Genomic DNA, 18,745 nt, shown 5'->3' on the forward strand with positions numbered 1-18,745 from the left:
ATGCCATGACATTGCCGATGAGGCGTGCCAGAGCTGGCCGACTACACGGGATGGAGCCGGCCGCGATGCTGCGACGGGATCCTTTCGCGGACGTGCAGGAGCTGGTCAACCGCATGACAGGGCTCATTCAGCCCGCGGTCGAGACCGAGGCCGAACGGCCCTGGGTGCCGGTAGCGGAGATCGACGAGAACGACGAGGGCTACGTCGTCCGGCTGGAACTGCCCGGAATCGCGCCTGCGGACATCGACATCGGTATTCGTGACCGTGAGCTGTGTGTGAACGGCGAGGTCAGAGAGGAAGAAGAAGGCTCGAACGCGCTGCGCCTACGGACCGGGCGGTTCCACTATCACGCTTCGCTGCCCTCCGATGTCGACTCGGACAACGTGGAGGCGTCCATGGACGAGGGAGTCCTGACGCTGCGCATTCCCAAGGCCAAGCGAGGCCAGGGGCACCGCATCGAGATCACGGATGGCCGCTCCGGACGCAAACGGTCCGAAGGCGAACGGTCCGAAGGTAAACGCTCCGAAGGCGAGCGCTGACGACATCACACCCCGCTGCGCAGCTGCCCGGGGCGGCCTCGGACGGTCCCCGGCACGCCCGGGGTGACCCGAGCAGCTGGCCGCGGATCGAGGGGGAGCCATGGCAGTGAAGCTGAGTGAGCGGTCCTTCGAGTACGCGAAGAAACTGATCGACGAGGGGAGAGCCGTCGTCGATGAGATGGGCGAATGGAGCGAACACCAGCCGCCCACACAGCAGGAGAACGAGTTCATCGAGAAGTTCGGATTCGACGCCTACGGCAGGTGGTACCTCGGCATCGACGACGACTACTCCAAGGACGAGAAGTCAAGGTACAAGTTCCCCTACGGGGACTTCGACAGGGTTCACCGGTGCGGCGTGATCGCCGCGGAGGTGCGGGCGGCGCAGCGGAAGTACGACGACATCGAGGTCGCAGCAGCCCACCTGCACGGCATGCTCGACAAGCTGAAGTAACACCCCCAAGGTCTATCGCTGCCCGTTCCGGGCGACGCTGCCGACTGGAGCCGGCGGCGGTGCGCAGGGCTGGTGACCCGGACCGTACGCGTGATCATCGACTGGGCCGTCGACGAGCGCGGCATCCATCGCGTGGAGTGGGGTCGGTGCTCGCACCGGAGTGGCGGGCGGCGGCGGCCTCAGTCGCGCAGCGGGATCTTGAGCAGCAGCGCCGTGCCCTCGCCCAGGGGGCTCTCGAGCTGGAAGGTGCCGCCGAGAGCCTCGGTCCGGTCTCTTAGGCCGATGAGCCCTGATCCGCCGCTGAGCTTGGCGCCGCCGATTCCGTTGTCGTGGACCGAGACACGCACCGCTCCCCTGTCTATGGACAGGTCGACGCGAACCCTGTTCGCGTGCGCGTGTCTGAGCGCGTTGGTCAGTGCTTCGGACACGATGTAGTAGACCGCCACCTCGACGGGCTCGGGCAGGCGCCCGTCGATGCCCACGTTGAGCTCGACCGGCATCGCGAATCGGCGCACCAGTGACTTGAGGGCGGGTCGCAGCCCACCACGCGAGAGTGATGCCGGATGGAGCCCGCGCGAGATCTCGCGCAGGTCTTCCAGCACGTCCGTCAGACCCTGAGCGGTCCGGGTCAGTTGATTCCGGAGCACGTTCTGCCCGGGTTCGAGGCATTCCTCCGCCGCGCGTAGCTGAAGCCCGAGGGAGATAAGCCGCTGCTGCACCCCGTCGTGAAGATTGCGTTCGATGCGGCGGCGGGTCGCGTCCGAGGCCGCGATGACGCGGGCACGGGAGGCGTGCAGCTCGGCACCGATCTCGGCGCTGTCGATGGCGGCGCTGGCGAACACACCGAGCTGGAGGATGCGCGCCTCCGTGTCCTCGGGCTGCGCTTCGGTGCTGAGAGAGGCGATCATCCCCCAAACTCGTCCCTTCACCATGACGGGGCAGGCGACGACGGACCTGATACCGCGCTCGCGCGCCCATTCGCCCATCTCGGTCTCGGCGTGGGTGTAGTCGGCGATCCGCGCCGGCTTGCCGGTCCGTGCCACGATCTCGGTCGCGGAGCCGTTCTGGATCGGCCAGTGTCCGGCCAGCGGAGGCATGACGTCGGGGCTGCCCGGTCGGCTCCAGTGGCCGACCGATGTGGTGGTGTTATCCGGCTCGTAGCGGTTGATGACCACGTAGTCGGTCCCGAGAAGCTCGCCGATCTCGCGGGACACCGCGCGGAAGATCTTCTCCGGCGGTGCTGCCTGGGCGGACAGCATCGCCATCCGGCGGAGCGCCACCTGCTCGTCCGCGAGACTCCTGACCTGGATCTGGCAGAGCTCCAGAGCCGCCAGTAGAGATTCGAAGGCGCCTTCGCATCCGACCTCGCCCAGCGGGCCCTCGGGCTCGTCGGATTCAGGTTCCCGCTCCGCGGTCGTCAGGCACCGGCGGAGGGGCTCGACGATGGCGCGGACGGCCCGGGCGAAACTGTGGTCCGCAGTCCGTGTGCGGGGGCGCCGGACTTTCATCGGGGCGTCGCCAGTGGATACCTGTCATCGATCCGCATAATGGCAGCGTACGACGGGTGGGTGAAACCGATGCGCCTAGCAGGTGGCGCGGCGCGGGGGTTCGAATCCGCACCGATCACACGATTCTCACCCATCGGTGTTAGACATGGCCGGCCGTTGTCCTGACGGCTGCGCGGCCGGCGAGGTCGCCGAATCCGGTCGTGCCCGTTTCGCACCTGCTGACGTCGCTGCTCGTCGGGTTCGGGGCGGTGATGAGCGGGCTCGTGGTCGATCAGGTCCCTGTCGTCTCGGGTGAACCGCGGCTGTCACGCGGTGCTCGGCGGCGTGGCTGCTGTCCAGGCTGGTGGAATTCCCGCTGCCCGACGCGTAGCCCTGCCACGGCGCCCGGCGGCATCTGGGTCAGCTTGGTTGTCAGCCGCTGGAAGCACCTGGACCTAGATGCGCCTGGACGCCGGCGCGGGTGATACCCCGTCCGATCGTGGGATGCCGCGAACCCGTCCCGAGTCAAGGCTGGGGGCAGGAGGTGGTACTCATGCCCCCGACCGGCATCCCGCAGTTTCAGCGCCTGTTCCGTGCGGCCGCGAGCCTGGACATCGACAAGGACGACCTCAAGCGCTACGACGACTTCGTCGACGGCAAGATCTACGACCTGATCCTCATCGGCCAGGCACACGCGAAGGCCAACGCCCGCGACATCATCCAGCCGCACGATCTACCCGTGACCAAGGGCTTGCAGGAAAGCATCCACGAGTTCCGCAAGCTCGAGGAGGAGATCGAGCTTGAGTCGCTCCTGGAGCGGCTCGCCAAGCACCCGCCGTTCGAGCTGATGGTCGCGGACGAGACCGAGGCCGGCCTGCCACAGATCGCCGGAGGGCTGACCGTCGCGCTCGCCCGCGCGTTCAAACTGATCGATCCGAAGCTGAAGAACCCGCACACCGAGCACTGGGAACGCGTCGCCCGCGTGTTCGACCTCCTGCTGTAGGCCGGCACGAGACCACCCGACGGCGGCTGCACTACACGATCGGGGATGTCACGCGAGCGTCCCCCGACAAAGACTCCACCGCCGATTCCCATAAATTTCCACGCCCCGGCCCGATCTGGGGACTGCGCGCGCCCGCGCCATGGCCGGGCAACAGAACCGCCATGTCTACCCAGGATGAGGATGCGACCGGCCCCACGATGGGCGAGCGTCGAGATGTAGGCCTATCGACACAGGACCTCGGAATCTGAGCCGGTCAGGCTCCCTCCGAAGTCGAGGCTCCGTCGGACCGGCCGGGAGGATGGCATGGCTAAGGCAGTCGGAATAGATCTCGGCACCACGAACTCCGTCATCGCCACGACGGAGGACGGCCACCCCACCGTGATCCCGAACAGCGAGGGGTCGCGTACGACGCCGTCTGTGGTGGCCTTCACCGAACAGGGCGAGCGCCTGGTGGGGCAGCTCGCGCGCCGGCAGGCGATCCTCAACCCCAAAGGCACCATCTACTCGGCCAAGCGGTTCATCGGCCGCCGGTACGACGAGGTGGCCAGCGAGATCAACGCCGTCTCGTTCGACGTGGTGGCCGGCCCGGACGGGGCCGTCCGTTTCGATGTGCGGGGCAAGCTGTACGCACCTGAGGAGATCTCCGCGCTGGTGCTGCGCAAGCTCGCCGACGACGCCGGCAAGTTCCTCGGCGAGAGGGTGACCGAGGCGGTCATCACGGTCCCCGCCTACTTCAACGATGCGCAGCGCCAGGCCACGAGGGACGCCGGGAAGATCGCCGGCCTCGAGGTGCTTCGGATCATCAATGAGCCGACCGCGGCGGCGCTGGCCTACGGGCTGGACAAGGGCGCGAATGAGACGGTCCTCATCTTCGATCTCGGCGGCGGCACGTTCGACGTGAGCCTGCTCAGCATCGGCGAGGGGGTCGTGGAGGTCCTCGCGACGGCTGGTGACGGGCACCTCGGCGGCGACGATTTCGACCGCCGGATCGTCGACCACATCGCCGACGAGTTCCAGCGGGACAACGGCATCGACCTGCGCAATGATCCGCAGGCGCTGCAGCGCCTGTTCGAGGCGGCGGAGAAGGCCAAGGTCGAGCTGTCCTCGGTGACCCAGACGACGGTCAACCTGCCTTTCGTCACCGCGGACGCGACCGGCCCCAAGCACCTGAACACCACGCTGATGCGTTCGACGTTCGAACAGATCACGGGTGACCTGATCGAGCGCTGCGTCGGTCCGGTAGAGACGGTCATGGCCGATGCCAAGGTCACCGCGAACGACATCGACGAGGTGATCCTCGTCGGTGGGTCCACGCGCATCCCGGCTGTGCATGCTCTCGTGCGGCGCCTGACCGGCGGCAAGGACCCGAACATGACGGTCAACCCGGACGAGGTCGTCGCGCTGGGCGCCGCGGCGCAGGCAGGCGTCATCAAGGGCGAGGTGGAGGACGTCGTCCTACTCGACGTCACCCCGCTGTCGCTGGGCCTGGAGACGCTCGGCGGCGTCATGACCAAGATCATCGAGCGGAACACCACGATCCCCGCCCGGCGCACGGAGATCTTCAGCACCGCGGAAGACAACCAGACCGCTGTCGACGTGGTGGTCCTACAGGGCGAGCGCGAGCGGGCCGCCGACAACCGGGTCCTGGCACGGTTCCGGCTGGAGAACATCCGTCCGGCCCCGCGCGGCGTACCGCAGATCGAGGTCACCTTCGACATCGACGCCAATGGCATCCTCAACGTCTCCGCCCGCGACAAGGACACCGGCGCCGAGCAGAAGGTCACGATCAGCGAAACCACGAACCTCGACCAGTCCGAGATCGACCGGATGATCAAGGACGCCGAGCAGCACCGCTCCGAGGACGAGCGGCTGCGCGAGATGATCGACGCCCGCAACCAGCTCGACTCGATCGCGTACCAGGTCGAGAAGCGGCTGCAAGAGCTCGGCGAGGGCGTCCCCACGCACGAGAAAGCGCGCGCGGAGATGCTCGTCGGCGACGCCCGTCAGGCGATCAAGGAGGAGGCGCCGGTCGAGCGGCTCCGGAACCTGGCCGCCGAGCTGCAGCAGGTCTTCTACGGCCTCACCAGTGCCGCTGCCGGGGCGGGCCCGTCTGGGCCCGGCGGACCGGGTGGGCCGGGCGCGCCAGGCGGACCGGGCGCCGGTGGGGGCCCCGAAAGCGGTCCCGGTGCCGGGGGCGGCGAGGACGTGATCGATGCGGAGTTCACGACCGATGAGTGAGATGCGGCCGGAAGAAGAGGGCACGGGCTCGGCGATGAAGATCGCCGAACTGGAGGACCGCTGGAAGCGTGCCCTCGCCGATCTCGACAACCACCGCAAGCGGGCCGCCCGCGACACCGAGCGGCAGCGCTTCGCCGAACGGGCCCGTACCGTCGCGGAGTGGCTGCCCGTCGTGGACAATCTCGAACGGGCGATCGAGCACGGCGGCGCCGACTGCGAGGTCCTCCTCGAGGGAGTGCGGGCCGTACGCGACCAGGCGCTCGAGCTGCTCGCCCGGCTCGGCTTCCCGCGGCAGGACGATGTGGGGCGGACGTTCGACCCGACCCGGCACCAGGCGGTGGCCACCGTTCCCGATGCGGACGTGCCGGAGGGGACGGTCGTCGAGGTTACCCGCCCCGGGTACGGCTCGGGGGACGCCCAGTTGCGCCCGGCGCAGGTCGTGGTGTCGAAGGGACCACAGGCCGATGGCCCCGGCTCGTGACTTCTACGAGGTCCTCGGGGTGCCGAGGACGGCGAGCCAGGATGAGATCCAGCGGGCGTACCGCAAACTGGCCCGTAAGTACCACCCCGACGTCAACAAGGCCCCGGAGGCGGAGGACCGCTTCAAGGCGGTGTCCGAGGCGTACGCCGTTCTGTCCGACCCGGAGCAGCGCAAGCGCTACGACGCGTTCGGCGAGGACTTTCGCCGGGTGCCGCCGGACGTCGACCCGGAGACCTGGGCCCGGGCCCGCGCCGGCGCTGGCGCCAGCGGGCGGGCGGGTGCCGGCGCCGGAGGGTTCGGCGGTTTCGGAGGCGGCTTCGGCGCCCGCGGGGCCGAGGATGTGGACCTGGAGGACCTGCTCGGCGGCATCTTCGGCGGGCGCGCGGGGGCGAGGCGTCGCCAAGGCGGCTTCGGATGGGGTCCGATCCAGGGGGCCGACCAGGAGGCCGAGCTGGAGCTGACCGTGGAGGAGGCGTACCACGGCGGGCACCGCAGGATCACGCTCACCGGGCCCGGCGGCCCGCACACCGTCGACGTGGACATTCCTCCCGGCGTCACCGACGGCCAGCGCATCCGGCTCGCCGGGCAGGGCGGTCACGGCTCGGACGGCGGGCAGCGGGGTGACCTCTACCTCGTCGTCCGGATCATGCCGCATCCGCGGTACCGCGTCGACGGCCGCGACATCACCGTACGGCTGCCGCTCACTCCCTGGGAGGCCGCGCTCGGCACCACCGCTCCCCTCGACACGCCGGGTGGCGAGGCGAAGGTCAAGGTGCCGGGCGGCACGTCGTGCGGTCGGCGGTTGCGGCTGCGCGGACGCGGGCTGCCCAATCCGCGCGGCCGGCCGGGCGACCTGTTCGCCGAGGTGCAGATCATGGTGCCGCACCGGCTGAGCCCCGAGGAGAGACGGCTGTTCCAGGAGCTCGCCGCCACATCCTCCTTCGATCCGAGGAGGCGTTGATGAGATACGCGCTGGTGCGGCCGGCCCGTCCCGTGCGGCTCGACCTCGAGACGTTCGCCCGCGACGCGTGCGTCCATCCCGAACTGGTCCGCCGCCTGGTCACCCTGGGCATTCTCGACGCCGACCGGGACGCCTCCGGCGCGCTGTGGTTCACCCGCGACCAGCTCGCGACCCTCGCGCGCGTCCAGCGGCTCCACGCCGGCTTCTCGCTGAACTACGCCGCGCTCGGCCTCGTATGCGACCTACTCGACCGCATCGCCGCTCTCGAGGCTGCGCAGAGACGACGCGCCCACATACGCTCCGGAGGTCGACCATGGACCTGAACCGACTGACCGAGAAATCCCAGGAAGCCCTGCACGACGCGCAGACCAAGGCACTGCGCTTCGGGCACACCGAAGTGGACGCCGAGCACCTCCTGCTGGCCCTGCTCGACCAGCCGGAGGGTCTTGCCCCCCGGCTGCTCGCGGGGGCCGGCGTGGACACCGACCTGCTGCAGAAGGAGGTCGAATCGCAGCTCGGCAGACGTCCTCGGGTCAGCGGCCCGGGCGCCGCGCCCGGCCAGGTCTACGTCACGCAGCGGCTCTCCCGCCTGTTCGACACGGCCGAGCGCGAAGCGAAGCGGCTCAAGGACGAGTACGTCTCGGTCGAGCACCTCGTCCTGGCCCTCATCGAGGACGGACTGATCAAGGGGGTCACCCGTGACCGGTTCCTTGAGGAGCTGACCAAGGTCCGCGGCAACCAGCGGGTGACCTCGGCCATGCCGGAGGCCGCCTACGAGGCCTTGGAGAAGTACGGCCGCGACCTGGTCGCCGAGGCCCGTACCGGAAAGCTCGACCCGGTCATCGGCCGGGACACCGAGATTCGCCGCGTTATCCAGATCCTGTCCCGCAAGACGAAGAACAACCCGGTGCTCGTCGGCGACCCGGGCGTCGGCAAGACCGCGATCGTCGAAGGCCTCGCCCAGCGCATCGACCAGGGCGACGTGCCGGAAGGGCTGCGGGACAAGACCGTCTGGGCTCTCGACATGGGCTCGCTCGTCGCGGGCGCGAAGTACCGCGGCGAATTCGAGGAACGCCTCAAGGCAGTGCTCAACGAGGTCAAGGCGGCCGAGGGTCGCATCCTGCTGTTCGTCGACGAGCTGCACAACGTCGTCGGCGCCGGCGCGGCCGAGGGAGCGATGGACGCCGGCAACATGCTCAAGCCCATGCTCGCCCGCGGCGAGCTGCACATGATCGGCGCCACCACACTGCAGGAGTACCGCAAGCACATTGAGAAGGACGCCGCCCTCGAACGCCGCTTCCAGCCGGTGATGGTCGACGAGCCGTCGATCGAGGATGCCATCTCCATCCTCCGTGGACTGCGCGAACGCCTGGAGGTCTTCCACGGCGTGAAGATCCAGGACTCTGCGATCGTCGCCGCGGTGACGCTCAGCCACCGCTACATCTCCGACCGGTTCCTGCCGGACAAGGCCATCGACCTGGTCGACGAGGCGTGCGCGAAGCTGCGTACGGAGATCGACTCGATGCCCGCCGAGCTCGACGAGCTCACGCGGCGGGTGATGCGCCTTGAGATCGAGGAGGCGGCGCTGTCCAAGGAGGAGGACCCGGCCAGCCGGGCGCGGCTGGATGACCTGCGCAAGGAGCTGGCCGACCTGCGGGCCGAGGCCGACGCCATGCGGACCCAGTGGGAGGCCGAACGGCAGGCGCTCCGCAAGGTGCAGGACCTGCGCCAGGAGATCGAACGCGTCCGCCGGGAGGCCGACAAGGCCGAACGGAACTACGACCTGAACCGTGCCGCCGAGCTGCGCCACGGCCTGCTGCCGGAGCTGCAGCGCAAGCTGGAGGCCGAGGAACGGCGGCTGTCCGACAAACAGGGCGGCCGGCGCCTGCTGCGCGAGGTCGTGACCGAAGACGAGATCGCCGAGATCGTGTCTCGCTGGACCGGCATCCCGGTGAGCCGCCTCAAAGAGGGCGAGCGCGAGAAACTGCTCCGGCTCGACGAGGTGCTGCACCAGCGCATCGTCGGCCAAGACGAGGCCGTGCGGCTGGTCACCGACGCCATCATCCGGGCCCGCGCCGGGATCAAGGATCCACGCCGCCCGATCGGCTCGTTCATCTTCCTCGGCCCGACCGGCGTCGGCAAGACGGAGCTGGCCAAGGCACTGGCGGCGGCGCTGTTCGACACCGAGGAGAACATGATCCGGCTGGACATGAGCGAATATCAGGAGCGGCACACCGTCAGCCGCCTGGTCGGCGCCCCGCCCGGCTACGTCGGCTACGAGGAGGGCGGCCAGCTCACCGAGGCCGTGCGGCGCAAGCCGTACTCCGTCGTGCTGCTCGATGAGATCGAGAAGGCCCACGCCGACGTGTTCAACACGCTGCTGCAGGTGCTCGACGACGGCCGGCTCACCGACGCCCAGGGCCGCACCGTGGACTTCCGCAACACCGTGTTGATCATGACGTCCAACATCGGCTCGGACTACCTGCTGGTCGGCGTCACCTCCGACGGCGAGCTCAAGCCCGACGCGCGCGAGGCCGTCATGGACGCGCTGCGCTCGCACTTCCGGCCCGAGTTCCTCAACCGGGTCGACGACACCGTGCTGTTCAAACCGCTGACGCAGCGCGAGATCGAACAGATCGTCGATCTGATGTTCAACGACCTGCGGGCCCGTCTCGTCGACCGCCGGATGACGCTGGACGTCACGCCCGAGGCGTGCGCCTTCATCGCCCGGCAGGGCTTCGACCCGGTGTACGGTGCCCGGCCGCTGCGCCGGTTCATCGCCCATGAGGTCGAGACCCGGATCGGCCGTGAGCTGCTGTCCGGGGAAATCCTCGACGGTGCGGTCATCCACGTGGACCTGGAGGACGGTGAGCTCAAGGTCTCCTACGAGAACCCGTGAGGAGGCATCGATGATCGTCCAATGCCCGCACTGCGGCAAGCGCAACCGCGTGCCGGCGGTGGCCGACGGTACGCCGCGGTGCGGAAACTGCCACCAGCCACTTCCGTGGATCGCCGACGCCGGCGACGACGACTTCGCCGACATCGCCGAGCGCGCCTCCGTGCCGGTAGTGGTCGACCTGTGGGCGACCTGGTGCGGCCCGTGCCGCATGGTCAGCCCTGCGCTCGAACAGCTCGCCCGCGAGATGGCCGGCCTGATCAAGCTCGTGAAGGTCGACGTCGACCGGGCACCGAAGATCCAAGAGCGGTTCGCCGTCCAGGCCGTGCCAACCCTGCTCCTCATGCGGGACGGCAAGGTGATCGATCGGCAGGCCGGCGCCGCGCCCGCTCCGGCCCTGCGCGCATGGGTGGAGAAGAACATTGCAAGAGACACCTGACGTGCACGGCGCGTGGCCGCGGCTGGACCCTGAGCAGATACAGCGCCTGTCCGCGCATGGCGAGCGGATCCCGACCCGGCAGGGCGACGTTCTGTTCCGACAGGGCGAGCCGGACTACGACTTCTTCGTGGTTCTGGAGGGCTCGGTCGCGATGGTCGACGCCGACGAAGTCATCCGTGTGCACGGCCCGGGCCGGTTCCTCGGCGAGCTCGGCCTGCTCACCGGGCAGGCGGCGCTCGCCGGCGCCGTGGTCGACGAGCCGGGCGCGGTCCTGCGGATCCCGGTGGATCGCCTGCGCCTGCTGATCGCCCGGGACCCCGCGCTCGGGGACCTCCTCCTGCGTGCCTACTTCATCCGGCGTTCGCTGCTGATCGAGCTCGGCGCCGGGCTGCGGATCATCGGCTCCCGGTTCTCACCCGACACCCGGCGGCTGCGGGACTTCGCGGCGCGCAACCGGCTCCCGCATCGGTGGATCGACCTGGAACAGGACACACAGGCCGAGCAGGCGCTGAGGCGGCTGCACGTCCGGCCCGAAGACACCCCGCTGGTGATCCTCAACGGCGACCGGATCCTGCGCAACCCGAGCAACGCCGAGCTGGCCCGCGCGATCGGCCTACCGACAGCGGCGGCCCACGGCGACGTCGCCGACCTCGTGATCGTCGGTGCCGGGCCGGCCGGGCTGGCCGCGGCCGTCTACGGCGCGTCCGAGGGCCTGAGCACGGTCGTCGTCGACGCGGTCGCCACCGGCGGCCAGGCCGGCACGTCCTCCTGCATCGAGAACTACCTGGGGTTTCCCTCTGGGATCTCCGGCGCCGAGCTCGCCGAGCGCGCGGTCATCCAGGCCGAGAAGTTCGGCGCGCGGCTCGGCGTCCCGGCGGAGGCCACCGCGCTGGAGGTCGAGAACGCCGGCTACGGCATCGCCCTTGGCGACAGCGGCCGGATCAGCGCCCGCACGGTGGTGCTCGCCACCGGTGCCCGCTACCGGCGGCTCGACGTCCCTGGCCTCGAACGGTTCGAGGGCTGCGGCGTCTACTACGCCGCCACCGAGGTCGAGGCGCTGCAGTGTGTCCATGTGCCCGTCGCGGTCGTCGGCGGCGGCAACTCGGCCGGCCAGGCCGCCCTTTATCTCGCCAAGCGCGCGGAGCGGGTCAGGCTGTTCGTCCGGGGCGGTGACCTGGGCAAGAACATGTCCCGCTACTTGATCGATCAGATTGAGCGCTCCCCGGGCATCGAGGTCCACCTGCGCACCGAGGTACGCGAACTGGTCGGCGACGAGACGCTGGAGGCGGTCGTCGTCGAGGACGACCGCACCGGAGAACGGTGCGTCCACGAGGCCCGGAACCTGTTCATCTTCATCGGCGCCGACCCCTGTGTCGGCTGGTTGGCCGGCCAGGTGGAGCTGGACGGGAAAGGCTTCATCCGCACCGGCGACGACGCGCTGCCCCTGGAGACCAGCCTGCCAGGCGTGTTCGCGGTCGGCGACGTCAGGAGCGGGTCCGTCAAGCGGGTCGCGTCGGCCGTGGGCGAAGGCGCGATGGCCGTCCGGCTGGTCCACGAGCGTCTCAGCGGATGATTCGGACGGTGCAACGGAGGGTGAGTGACGTCCGGACCGCGGACCCCTCTGTGAACCCGGCGCGGGCGGGGCAACCCTGCCGCCGCCGCCTGGAGCGTGAGTGAGGTCTCCACGGCCCGCCGGGCCTGCGGCACCACACGGCACGGCGCCCACCAGCGTGCTCAGGGAGGCAGGGCGGGTTCCGGACGCAGGCGCAGCAGGGTCGCGGTCCCGTCCCCGCCGACGATCCGGACGTCGGTCTCGGCCGGTTCGGGGACCGTGAAGTCGATCTCCGTGGGATGGTCGATCATGTGGCGGAGAAGAACCGGGAATCGTGCCGAGTTTCCCCCGACTCCGATGACGATCACATCGTCGCGGGAATCGTAGGAGGCGTACGCGAACGGCAGCCGCTCGGTCTCGAACTGGTCGCCGAAGTCGGCGCCGAGCAGTTCGATGGCGGCGCTGTGACCGGCGTGATCCGCGCTCAGCGTGTCGAAGAACTCCGCCCACTTGCCGCGGTCGACCGTCGTCGCCTGGCTCATCTCGATCTCCTCCCCAAGGGTCACAGCGGCCGGCTCGCGCTGTCGGCCGGGGCCACCCGGGCCGCGGCCAGCACGCGTCGCGCCTCCTCGGCGAACGGTGCGTCGACCAGCACCTGGTAACGGTCGGCGACGACCGCGGGCACCGCGACGAACGACCGCCGCCGCCACGTGTGTGCAAACACCGCCCAGATGAGGCCGAACACGATGCCGAGCACGACGGCGGAGATCACCGATGCCGCCGCCCACGGACTGACGATCAAGAACACGACCCCGACCATAAGCCCGATCCAGCCGCCGGTGACCGCTCCGGAGGCCAAGGTCCGCCCCAGGGTGAGGCGGCCGAGTACGGCCTCCTGCAGCCTGAGGCCCGTGCCCACGATTTCCACGTGTTCCACTGGGAACTTTTGCTCGGCCAGAACGTCCACGATGTGCTGGGCCGCCTCGTGGCTACCGTACGTAACCAGCACTACCTTGTGCGGGCCTTCCTCGGCCCTGCCGGTTGACATGTGCCGTCGACTTCCTCTCGGATGATGCCTTGATGTCTGGTCGAATACGGCACCGCTCGTTGGCGGGACGGCTCCCACCGGCCCCGCGTCTACGCCGTCACGCCTCCCTGCCGTCCCGGACCGCCGTTGCCACGCCGTCCAGCGCCGACGCGATCGCCAGTGCGGCCTCGGCCTGAGCGGCCATGAGCTTCTCGTGACTCATCCTGGGATCCATGGTGAGCGGATCCATGGTGAGCGCCTCCGTGATGAAGAGACGGGCGGCGCTGGTGTGGTCCTCAACGGTTTCCATGCTCTGGACGCTATGTACTGCGGCCTCGGGCGACATCCCCTATTCGGCCAGACCGTCGCAGATGGGTCCTGGATCACCGGCCGAATCGGCGGTCTCGTCCTTGATCACTTGCCCGCCCTCATAACGAGCGGTATCAGCTCCACCTGCGAGGTCACCTCGAGTTCGCGGAAGGCGTGCCGCAGGTGGAAGGCGACCGTGTGCACGCTCATGAAGAGCCGGTCGGCCAGTTGGCGGTTGGTGACCGCTCAGATTCCGAGGTCCTGTGTCGATAGGCCTACATCTCGACGCTCGCCCATCGTGGGGCCGGTCGCATCCTCATCCTGGGTAGACATGGCGGTTCTGTTGCCCGGCCATGGCGCGGGCGCGCGCAGTCCCCAGATCGGGCCGGGGCGTGGAAATTTATGGGAATCGGCGGTGGAGTCTTTGTCGGGGGACGCTCGCGTGACATCCCCGATCGTGTAGTGCAGCCGCCGTCGGGTGGTCTCGTGCCGGCCTACAGCAGGAGGTCGAACACGCGGGCGACGCGTTCCCAGTGCTCGGTGTGCGGGTTCTTCAGCTTCGGATCGATCAGTTTGAACGCGCGGGCGAGCGCGACGGTCAGCCCTCCGACGATCTGTGGCAGGCCGGCCTCGGTCTCGCCCGCGACCATCAGTTCGGCGGGATCCGTGTGGCGAGCCGGGGCCGGGGGACGACCGCTCGGCCCCGGCTAGATTGGAAACGACAAGCCAGGACATCGGACTGTTCTCGGGCCGTGGCCGGAAAGGAGCAGCGGCAAGATGGGAACCGTCCGGTGTCACGGCGCGAGTGCGGCCGTACGGAACCGCCGATCTGTTTGTCTTCCCCGCGGGGCGGGATCCTGTGGCCGCGAGTCCCCACGCGGGGGTGGAAAATGATCATCGATCTGGTGGACACGACGACCCACAGCATCGAGGACGCGCTGACCGCGGCGCGTCACCGGATGGGCGGTCCAGCCGTCGGCAAGGTGCTCACCCTGGTGATCGTCACTACCGAGGCCGACCAGTACGACGCGCTGCGGGCATCGGCCGAGGCGTCGAGGGAGCATCCCAGCCGGATCATCGCGGTCATCCCGCGCGGCAGCGACGAGGCGACCCGCATGGACGCGGAGATCCACGTGGCCGAGGCCAGGCCGGGCGAGATCGTGCTGTTGCGGTTGTACGGCCTGCTGGTGCGGCACGCCGAATCGGTGGTGCTGCCCCTGCTGGTGCCCGACGCTCCGGCCGTCACCTGGTGGCCCAGGTTCGCTCCAGAGCGGCCCGGTGACGAGCCCCTGGGCCGCCTGGCCCAACGGCGCGTCACCGACGCCGCCGGCAACGCCGACCCTCTCGGCGCCCTCGATCGACTGGGAAAGGCGTACCTGCCCGGGGACACTGATCTGTCCTGGACACGCCTGACCCAGTGGCGTTCGCTGCTGGCCGTCGAGCTCGACCGGCCCCACGGCGAGGTAACCGGCGCGGCGATCGCGGCGGAGCCGCGCAACCCCAGCGCCGTGTTGCTGGGCGCATGGCTGGCCAGCCGGCCCGGCGAGCCCGACCGGCAGGTGGCACTGTACCGGCGCCGCGAGGCCGAACTGATCGCCGAGGAACTGCGGCGCCTCGAACCGGATGACGTCTACCGAGAGGCCCTCCAGGGGTGGCCGCAGAATGTCGTCGTCCGCGGCCCCCTGAGCATGATCTGAGATGAACTCGGAGGTGCGATGACCATGCTGGTCGACGTCGCGGTCGAGCGCTACAGGTTCGTATGCGGGCGCTGCGGCCGTACCTGGACCGCCGACTACGACGTGCAGTACGTGAGCGATGACGTCGGTGCGATATTCGCGTTCTACCGGCTGGACGGCGTGCCGGTGCCACCGCCCACCGGGGGCGAGGTCACCTGCCCGAACTGTGGCGCCATGGGGGTCGCCGTGATCCCCGAGGGACGTCGCGACAGCTCGCCCGCGCGGCTGGACAGCGACGAGCCCCGCCTCCGCGTCACCACCACCGACGAACAGCGCCGCGCGGCCGCTCCCCACCTGTCGGCCGTGGTGAGCCGGACATAGGGGATCTGGTCCGGTGCCGGGGACGGCCTGGTCGCGGCGGGGTGGTCGCGGTCGGCGGGCCGGGCGCGCTCCACGGGTCATTCGACGTCGCGGACGTCGGGATCGTCGAGGTCGAGCCAGCGGTCCACGGCCCGCATGACCTCCGCGCTGATCCTGCCCTTGTGGTACAGCCGCCGGAGTCTCTCGCGTTGAGTCCGCACCAGCTCGCGGCGCAGGCCGACGGCATCGGTGACCTCCTCCACCTCCTCGTCGAGTTCGGCCCGGATCCGGTCGATCCGGTCCTCATAGATCTGGCGGTAGGCCCGGGCGGTGCGCTCGTCCGCAACACCGCCTTCGACGAGCTCGTCGAGTCGAGCCAGCGCGGTCTCCAGCATCTCCCGGCGGGCATCGAGCGTCTGGATCCGGACGCGATCCGACTCGGCGAGGCCGAGCCGGCGCAGCAGAGCAGGCAACGTCATGGACTGCCCGATCAGGGTGATGAACACGATCGCGGCGGCCACGGAGATCTGCTCGCTACGGATCTCCGGCGGCAGATCGCGCACGGTTGTCGGCAGGGACAGCACGATCGCCAGAGTGGTGGCGCCGCGCATGCCGCTCCACCCGATGACGAGCCGGTCGCGCCACGGCAGGTGGTCGAAGGTGAAGTGCCGCCCCGGCAGGTACCGCGAGAGCGGGAACACGAGCAGCGTCCATGCCAGCCGCAGGACCACGACGACGGCCGCGACCACCATCGTGCCGATTACCGTCCGTGACCAGGGCAGGCCGGCCCGCTCACGGAACAGCGCACGGGTCTGCAGACCCAGCAGTACGAACAGGGCCGACTCCAGCATGAACACCAGCACTCGCCAGAACACCTGTCCGGGCAGCCGGGACGCCGGCTGCAGCATGCCCGCGCCGCGGGTGCCGAGATAGAACCCCGCGGTAACGGTGGCGAGGACCCCGGACAGGCCGAGTCGATCGGCCGGGACGAACGCGAGGTATGGCGTCAGTAATGACACGATGATCTGGCTGCCGGCGTCGCGGATCCGGCGGCGGATACGGGCGCTGACGAGGCCCACGACGAGGCCGTACGCGATGCCGCCGACGACCACCTCGGCCAGTCTGGTGGCGCCGTGGCCGAAGGAGAACGGCCCCCGTAGCGCTTCGACGGCGAGCCCGAACGCGGTCAGCGCGACGCCGTCGTTGATGAGGCTCTCGCCCTCGACGATGGTCACGATCCGGATCGGCGTGGCCAGCCGTTTCATGATCGAGGTCGCCGCGACCGGGTCGGTCGGAGCGATGGCGGCGCCGAGGGCGATGGCCGCCGCCCAGCCCATCGCGGGCATGGTCCACCACGCCGCGGACCCGGCGGCGACGGTGGTCACCAGCGTCAGCCCGACGGCGAGCGTGATGATCGGTACCGCGTCCGCCTTCGCCTCCCTCGGCGCGGTGAAGAACGCCGCGTGGTAGACGAGCGGTGGCAGGAAACCGAGCAGCACGAGCTGCGCCGGGAGCCGGGTCTCGGGCATGCCGGGCAGGAAGCCGGCCGCAGCGCCGAGGAGCACCAGCAGGATGGCCTCGGGGATCCCCGCTCGGGCGGACAGCGCGCGCGAGAGCAGCACCACCACCGCGATGGCAAGACCGACGACGAACAGGGACACGGGGCTCATGGTCGCGGTCCTTCCCCGGAGATGGGGCGCTCGAGCCTCGGCGACGCGCGGTCCGGGTATGGCGCCGTGACCGCGGAAAAGGCAGTTCGCACGGCGGCCGCGTCCCCAGCGGGCGTCCCGGCATCGTTCGGCGTCGACGGCCCTTGCATTGCAACGGGCACCGGGCAGAGTGAGGGAGATCGCGGACAGCCCGGCCGTCCGGTTCACCCACCCCGTGAAGTCGATAAGGAGCAGGCCGCGGGGGTCGCTCGCGGCGGTGCGTCGACTAGGACGACCGGGTCGAACAGTTCCTGGCGCTCGTCACTCCGGTGAGGATCGCCGGTCGCGCGAACGCTCCGGTGGCCGGCGTCGGCTCGCCGACCTTGGACAGCCGGGCGCCATGCTGGAGCGCCTCGGCCACCAGGCCCGCATAGCGTCCGGGCCGGTCCTGGAGGCCAGCGGCGGCAGGGCGGTGCGTGCGTCCATCGGTCCCCCGGCCAGCCCGCCAAGAGCGGCCGCGAACTCCTCGATGAACTTATCGGCGATCCGTGGCCAGCGTCGATGTGTAGCGGGATCGGTCTCGATGCGGTGGCTGATGTGGACCGGCGCGCCCTCCGGGTCAGTGGCCGGCGAGCAGATCGGTCTCCGCGGCGTCGAGCAGCCGCTGAAGGTGGAGGCCGTGTCGCACGTCCAATGGGTGCGGTCTGCGGTGCTCGACCGCATCCGCGAACTCCTCGACCATCGTCCCGACAGCCTCGCGCTCAGTCACGTCGCTGCAGTCGATCATGGCGGAGCCGCCCCGCCCGAAGATCTCGATCTCCGCGCGGGCGGGTTGGTCGGCCGGCGCGGTGGCCAGCAGCGAGGCCTCGCTGTACCGGCCGCCCTCGTGTTCCAGCAGCAGGCCCACCCAGCCGTGCGGATCGCCGTGCGCGCGGATGAGCGCCGTGTGGCCGAGGGCGGCGTCGAGAAGGCCTACCACGTCCGCCCCCACGTCCATGAGCACGCCCCGCTCGGCCCGCCACGCCGGCGCGTCCGAGGCCAGCGCCGCGGAGATCAGGCGGGCGGTGCCGCCGATGGGCCGCGCCCGCCTGACCTGGGTGTCAAGGTAGCTTCGAACGGCGGGTGCGTAGCGCCACGTCAACGCCACCTGAGAGACCACGTCGTCGGCGACGGCCTCGGCCAACTCCTCCGCCCCGGCCAGGTCGTCGGCGATCGGCCTGCTCAGCAGGAGGGCCACATGCCGTCCCGCCGCCGCCGCGGCGAGGAACGGCTGCGCGGCAGGCGGCACGGCGAACGCGACTGCGTCGCAATGCTCGAGCATTTCGGCGAAGTTGCCGAAGGAGGGAACCGAACATCGCGCGGCGAGGCTCCGTGCGGCTTCCGGCGACCTCGACCAGATGCCCGCGAACCGGATCGCGGGGGCGGACGCCAGCGAGGGCGCGTACAACTCGGCCGCCGAGCGGCCCGCGCCGACCAGTCCCACCGATACCCTCATACACCCACCGTAATCACCCGCCACGTCGTGGAGGAAGCGGGAGGGGCTGTGCCCCTCGCCCAGGCGGTAACTCGAGCCTTCAGGGCTTGCGGCCGACCGTGCCGTACTGGGGACGTGAGGTGCCGGTCCGTCGATATCGGCGAACTCCGGCCGCCAGTGCGAACAGGAGACCAGGCCCGGTC

20 protein-coding genes are annotated in these 18,745 nt (G+C 69.8%); 12 read left to right on the forward strand and 8 right to left on the reverse strand.

Annotated features, from left to right (window positions below):
- Positions 1-65 precede the first annotated feature (65 nt).
- On the forward strand, positions 66-539 hold the full coding sequence (locus OG417_RS24795) for an Hsp20/alpha crystallin family protein (protein ID WP_329260652.1): 474 nt from the start codon (positions 66-68) through the stop codon (positions 537-539).
- 100 nt (positions 540-639) lie between these two features.
- Entirely contained in the window at positions 640-990 is a 351-nt protein-coding gene (locus OG417_RS24800) for a hypothetical protein (RefSeq protein ID WP_329260655.1), read from the forward strand.
- Positions 991-1,169: 179 nt separating this feature from the next.
- Here OG417_RS24800 and OG417_RS24805 read toward each other — a convergent pair whose 3' ends face one another.
- Positions 1,170-2,498 carry a GAF domain-containing sensor histidine kinase gene (locus OG417_RS24805; RefSeq protein ID WP_329260658.1) on the reverse strand — a complete coding sequence of 443 codons (1,329 nt, stop codon included), beginning with the start codon at positions 2,496-2,498 and terminating at the stop codon, positions 1,170-1,172.
- 532 nt (positions 2,499-3,030) lie between these two features.
- Here OG417_RS24805 and OG417_RS24810 point away from each other — a divergent pair.
- From OG417_RS24810 to OG417_RS24845, 8 genes are all read left to right on the forward strand, one after another.
- Positions 3,031-3,480 (forward strand): DUF1931 family protein, encoded by a 450-nt coding sequence (locus OG417_RS24810; RefSeq protein ID WP_329260661.1) that lies wholly within the window; start codon positions 3,031-3,033, stop codon positions 3,478-3,480.
- Positions 3,481-3,783: 303 nt separating this feature from the next.
- Positions 3,784-5,718: a molecular chaperone DnaK gene (gene dnaK, locus OG417_RS24815; RefSeq protein WP_329260664.1), complete on the forward strand. Its 1,935-nt coding sequence runs from the start codon at positions 3,784-3,786 to the stop codon at positions 5,716-5,718.
- A complete protein-coding gene (locus OG417_RS24820; RefSeq protein WP_329260667.1) occupies positions 5,711-6,199 on the forward strand; it encodes a nucleotide exchange factor GrpE in 489 nt (162 codons plus the stop codon). Before dnaK ends, OG417_RS24820 begins: the two co-directional genes overlap by 8 nt.
- Positions 6,183-7,160: a DnaJ C-terminal domain-containing protein gene (locus OG417_RS24825; RefSeq protein WP_329260670.1), complete on the forward strand. Its 978-nt coding sequence runs from the start codon at positions 6,183-6,185 to the stop codon at positions 7,158-7,160. Before OG417_RS24820 ends, OG417_RS24825 begins: the two co-directional genes overlap by 17 nt.
- On the forward strand, positions 7,160-7,483 hold the full coding sequence (locus OG417_RS24830) for a chaperone modulator CbpM (protein ID WP_329260674.1): 324 nt from the start codon (positions 7,160-7,162) through the stop codon (positions 7,481-7,483). The genes OG417_RS24825 and OG417_RS24830 overlap by 1 nt, the downstream gene beginning before the upstream one ends.
- Entirely contained in the window at positions 7,474-10,059 is a 2,586-nt protein-coding gene (gene clpB, locus OG417_RS24835) for an ATP-dependent chaperone ClpB (RefSeq protein ID WP_329260677.1), read from the forward strand. The genes OG417_RS24830 and clpB overlap by 10 nt, the downstream gene beginning before the upstream one ends.
- Before the next feature lie 10 nt (positions 10,060-10,069).
- Positions 10,070-10,495, forward strand: coding sequence for a thioredoxin (trxA, locus tag OG417_RS24840; RefSeq protein WP_329260681.1), 426 nt, complete (start codon positions 10,070-10,072; stop codon positions 10,493-10,495).
- The gene (locus OG417_RS24845) at positions 10,479-12,068 is read left to right on the forward strand and encodes an FAD-dependent oxidoreductase (RefSeq protein WP_329260685.1); all 1,590 of its coding nucleotides are present in this window, start codon (positions 10,479-10,481) and stop codon (positions 12,066-12,068) included. The genes trxA and OG417_RS24845 overlap by 17 nt, the downstream gene beginning before the upstream one ends.
- Positions 12,069-12,229: 161 nt before the next feature.
- Here OG417_RS24845 and OG417_RS24850 read toward each other — a convergent pair whose 3' ends face one another.
- From OG417_RS24850 to OG417_RS24870, 5 genes are all read right to left on the reverse strand, one after another.
- Positions 12,230-12,589, reverse strand: a complete 360-nt coding sequence (locus OG417_RS24850) for a DUF5335 family protein (protein WP_329260688.1) — start codon at positions 12,587-12,589, stop codon at positions 12,230-12,232.
- 20 nt (positions 12,590-12,609) lie between these two features.
- On the reverse strand, positions 12,610-13,095 hold the full coding sequence (locus OG417_RS24855) for a general stress protein (RefSeq protein ID WP_329260691.1): 486 nt from the start codon (positions 13,093-13,095) through the stop codon (positions 12,610-12,612).
- A 97-nt stretch (positions 13,096-13,192) separates the two neighbouring features.
- Entirely contained in the window at positions 13,193-13,384 is a 192-nt protein-coding gene (locus tag OG417_RS24860) for a hypothetical protein (protein WP_329260694.1), read from the reverse strand.
- A 104-nt stretch (positions 13,385-13,488) separates the two neighbouring features.
- Positions 13,489-13,611, reverse strand: a complete 123-nt coding sequence (locus OG417_RS24865; protein ID WP_329262545.1) for a helix-turn-helix transcriptional regulator — start codon at positions 13,609-13,611, stop codon at positions 13,489-13,491.
- 266 nt (positions 13,612-13,877) lie between these two features.
- Positions 13,878-14,036 carry a DUF1931 family protein gene (locus tag OG417_RS24870; RefSeq protein WP_329262555.1) on the reverse strand — a complete coding sequence of 53 codons (159 nt, stop codon included), beginning with the start codon at positions 14,034-14,036 and terminating at the stop codon, positions 13,878-13,880.
- A gap of 237 nt (positions 14,037-14,273) precedes the next feature.
- Here OG417_RS24870 and OG417_RS24875 point away from each other — a divergent pair, with 237 nt between their 5' ends.
- On the forward strand, positions 14,274-15,080 hold the full coding sequence (locus OG417_RS24875; protein ID WP_329260696.1) for a glucose-6-phosphate dehydrogenase assembly protein OpcA: 807 nt from the start codon (positions 14,274-14,276) through the stop codon (positions 15,078-15,080).
- Positions 15,081-15,098: 18 nt separating this feature from the next.
- Positions 15,099-15,440, forward strand: a complete 342-nt coding sequence (locus tag OG417_RS24880; protein WP_329260698.1) for a hypothetical protein — start codon at positions 15,099-15,101, stop codon at positions 15,438-15,440.
- 77 nt (positions 15,441-15,517) lie between these two features.
- Here the strand turns inward: OG417_RS24880 and OG417_RS24885 are convergent, their stop codons facing one another.
- Together OG417_RS24885 and OG417_RS24890 are read right to left on the reverse strand one after the other, a co-directional pair.
- The gene (locus OG417_RS24885) at positions 15,518-17,089 is read right to left on the reverse strand and encodes a Na+/H+ antiporter (protein ID WP_329260701.1); all 1,572 of its coding nucleotides are present in this window, start codon (positions 17,087-17,089) and stop codon (positions 15,518-15,520) included.
- Positions 17,090-17,687: 598 nt separating this feature from the next.
- A complete protein-coding gene (locus OG417_RS24890) occupies positions 17,688-18,563 on the reverse strand; it encodes a Gfo/Idh/MocA family protein (RefSeq protein WP_329260703.1) in 876 nt (291 codons plus the stop codon).
- Positions 18,564-18,745 lie beyond the last annotated feature (182 nt).

The sequence above is a fragment of the Actinoallomurus sp. NBC_01490 genome (genome assembly GCF_036227085.1).
Taxonomy (GTDB): Bacteria; Actinomycetota; Actinomycetes; order Streptosporangiales; family Streptosporangiaceae; genus Actinoallomurus; species Actinoallomurus oryzae.

Coding starts and splice junctions, on each gene's coding strand:
- OG417_RS24795 (WP_329260652.1), top strand. CDS start 66: ATGCTGCGACGGGATCCTTTCGCGGACGTGCAGGAGCTGGTCAACCGC.
- OG417_RS24800 (WP_329260655.1), top strand. CDS start 640: ATGGCAGTGAAGCTGAGTGAGCGGTCCTTCGAGTACGCGAAGAAACTG.
- OG417_RS24805 (WP_329260658.1), bottom strand. CDS start 2,498: ATGAAAGTCCGGCGCCCCCGCACACGGACTGCGGACCACAGTTTCGCC.
- OG417_RS24810 (WP_329260661.1), top strand. CDS start 3,031: ATGCCCCCGACCGGCATCCCGCAGTTTCAGCGCCTGTTCCGTGCGGCC.
- dnaK (WP_329260664.1), top strand. CDS start 3,784: ATGGCTAAGGCAGTCGGAATAGATCTCGGCACCACGAACTCCGTCATC.
- OG417_RS24820 (WP_329260667.1), top strand. CDS start 5,711: ATGAGTGAGATGCGGCCGGAAGAAGAGGGCACGGGCTCGGCGATGAAG.
- OG417_RS24825 (WP_329260670.1), top strand. CDS start 6,183: ATGGCCCCGGCTCGTGACTTCTACGAGGTCCTCGGGGTGCCGAGGACG.
- OG417_RS24830 (WP_329260674.1), top strand. CDS start 7,160: ATGAGATACGCGCTGGTGCGGCCGGCCCGTCCCGTGCGGCTCGACCTC.
- clpB (WP_329260677.1), top strand. CDS start 7,474: ATGGACCTGAACCGACTGACCGAGAAATCCCAGGAAGCCCTGCACGAC.
- trxA (WP_329260681.1), top strand. CDS start 10,070: ATGATCGTCCAATGCCCGCACTGCGGCAAGCGCAACCGCGTGCCGGCG.
- OG417_RS24850 (WP_329260688.1), bottom strand. CDS start 12,589: ATGAGCCAGGCGACGACGGTCGACCGCGGCAAGTGGGCGGAGTTCTTC.
- OG417_RS24855 (WP_329260691.1), bottom strand. CDS start 13,095: ATGTCAACCGGCAGGGCCGAGGAAGGCCCGCACAAGGTAGTGCTGGTT.
- OG417_RS24860 (WP_329260694.1), bottom strand. CDS start 13,384: ATGGAAACCGTTGAGGACCACACCAGCGCCGCCCGTCTCTTCATCACG.
- OG417_RS24875 (WP_329260696.1), top strand. CDS start 14,274: ATGATCATCGATCTGGTGGACACGACGACCCACAGCATCGAGGACGCG.
- OG417_RS24880 (WP_329260698.1), top strand. CDS start 15,099: ATGACCATGCTGGTCGACGTCGCGGTCGAGCGCTACAGGTTCGTATGC.
- OG417_RS24885 (WP_329260701.1), bottom strand. CDS start 17,089: ATGAGCCCCGTGTCCCTGTTCGTCGTCGGTCTTGCCATCGCGGTGGTG.
- OG417_RS24890 (WP_329260703.1), bottom strand. CDS start 18,563: ATGAGGGTATCGGTGGGACTGGTCGGCGCGGGCCGCTCGGCGGCCGAG.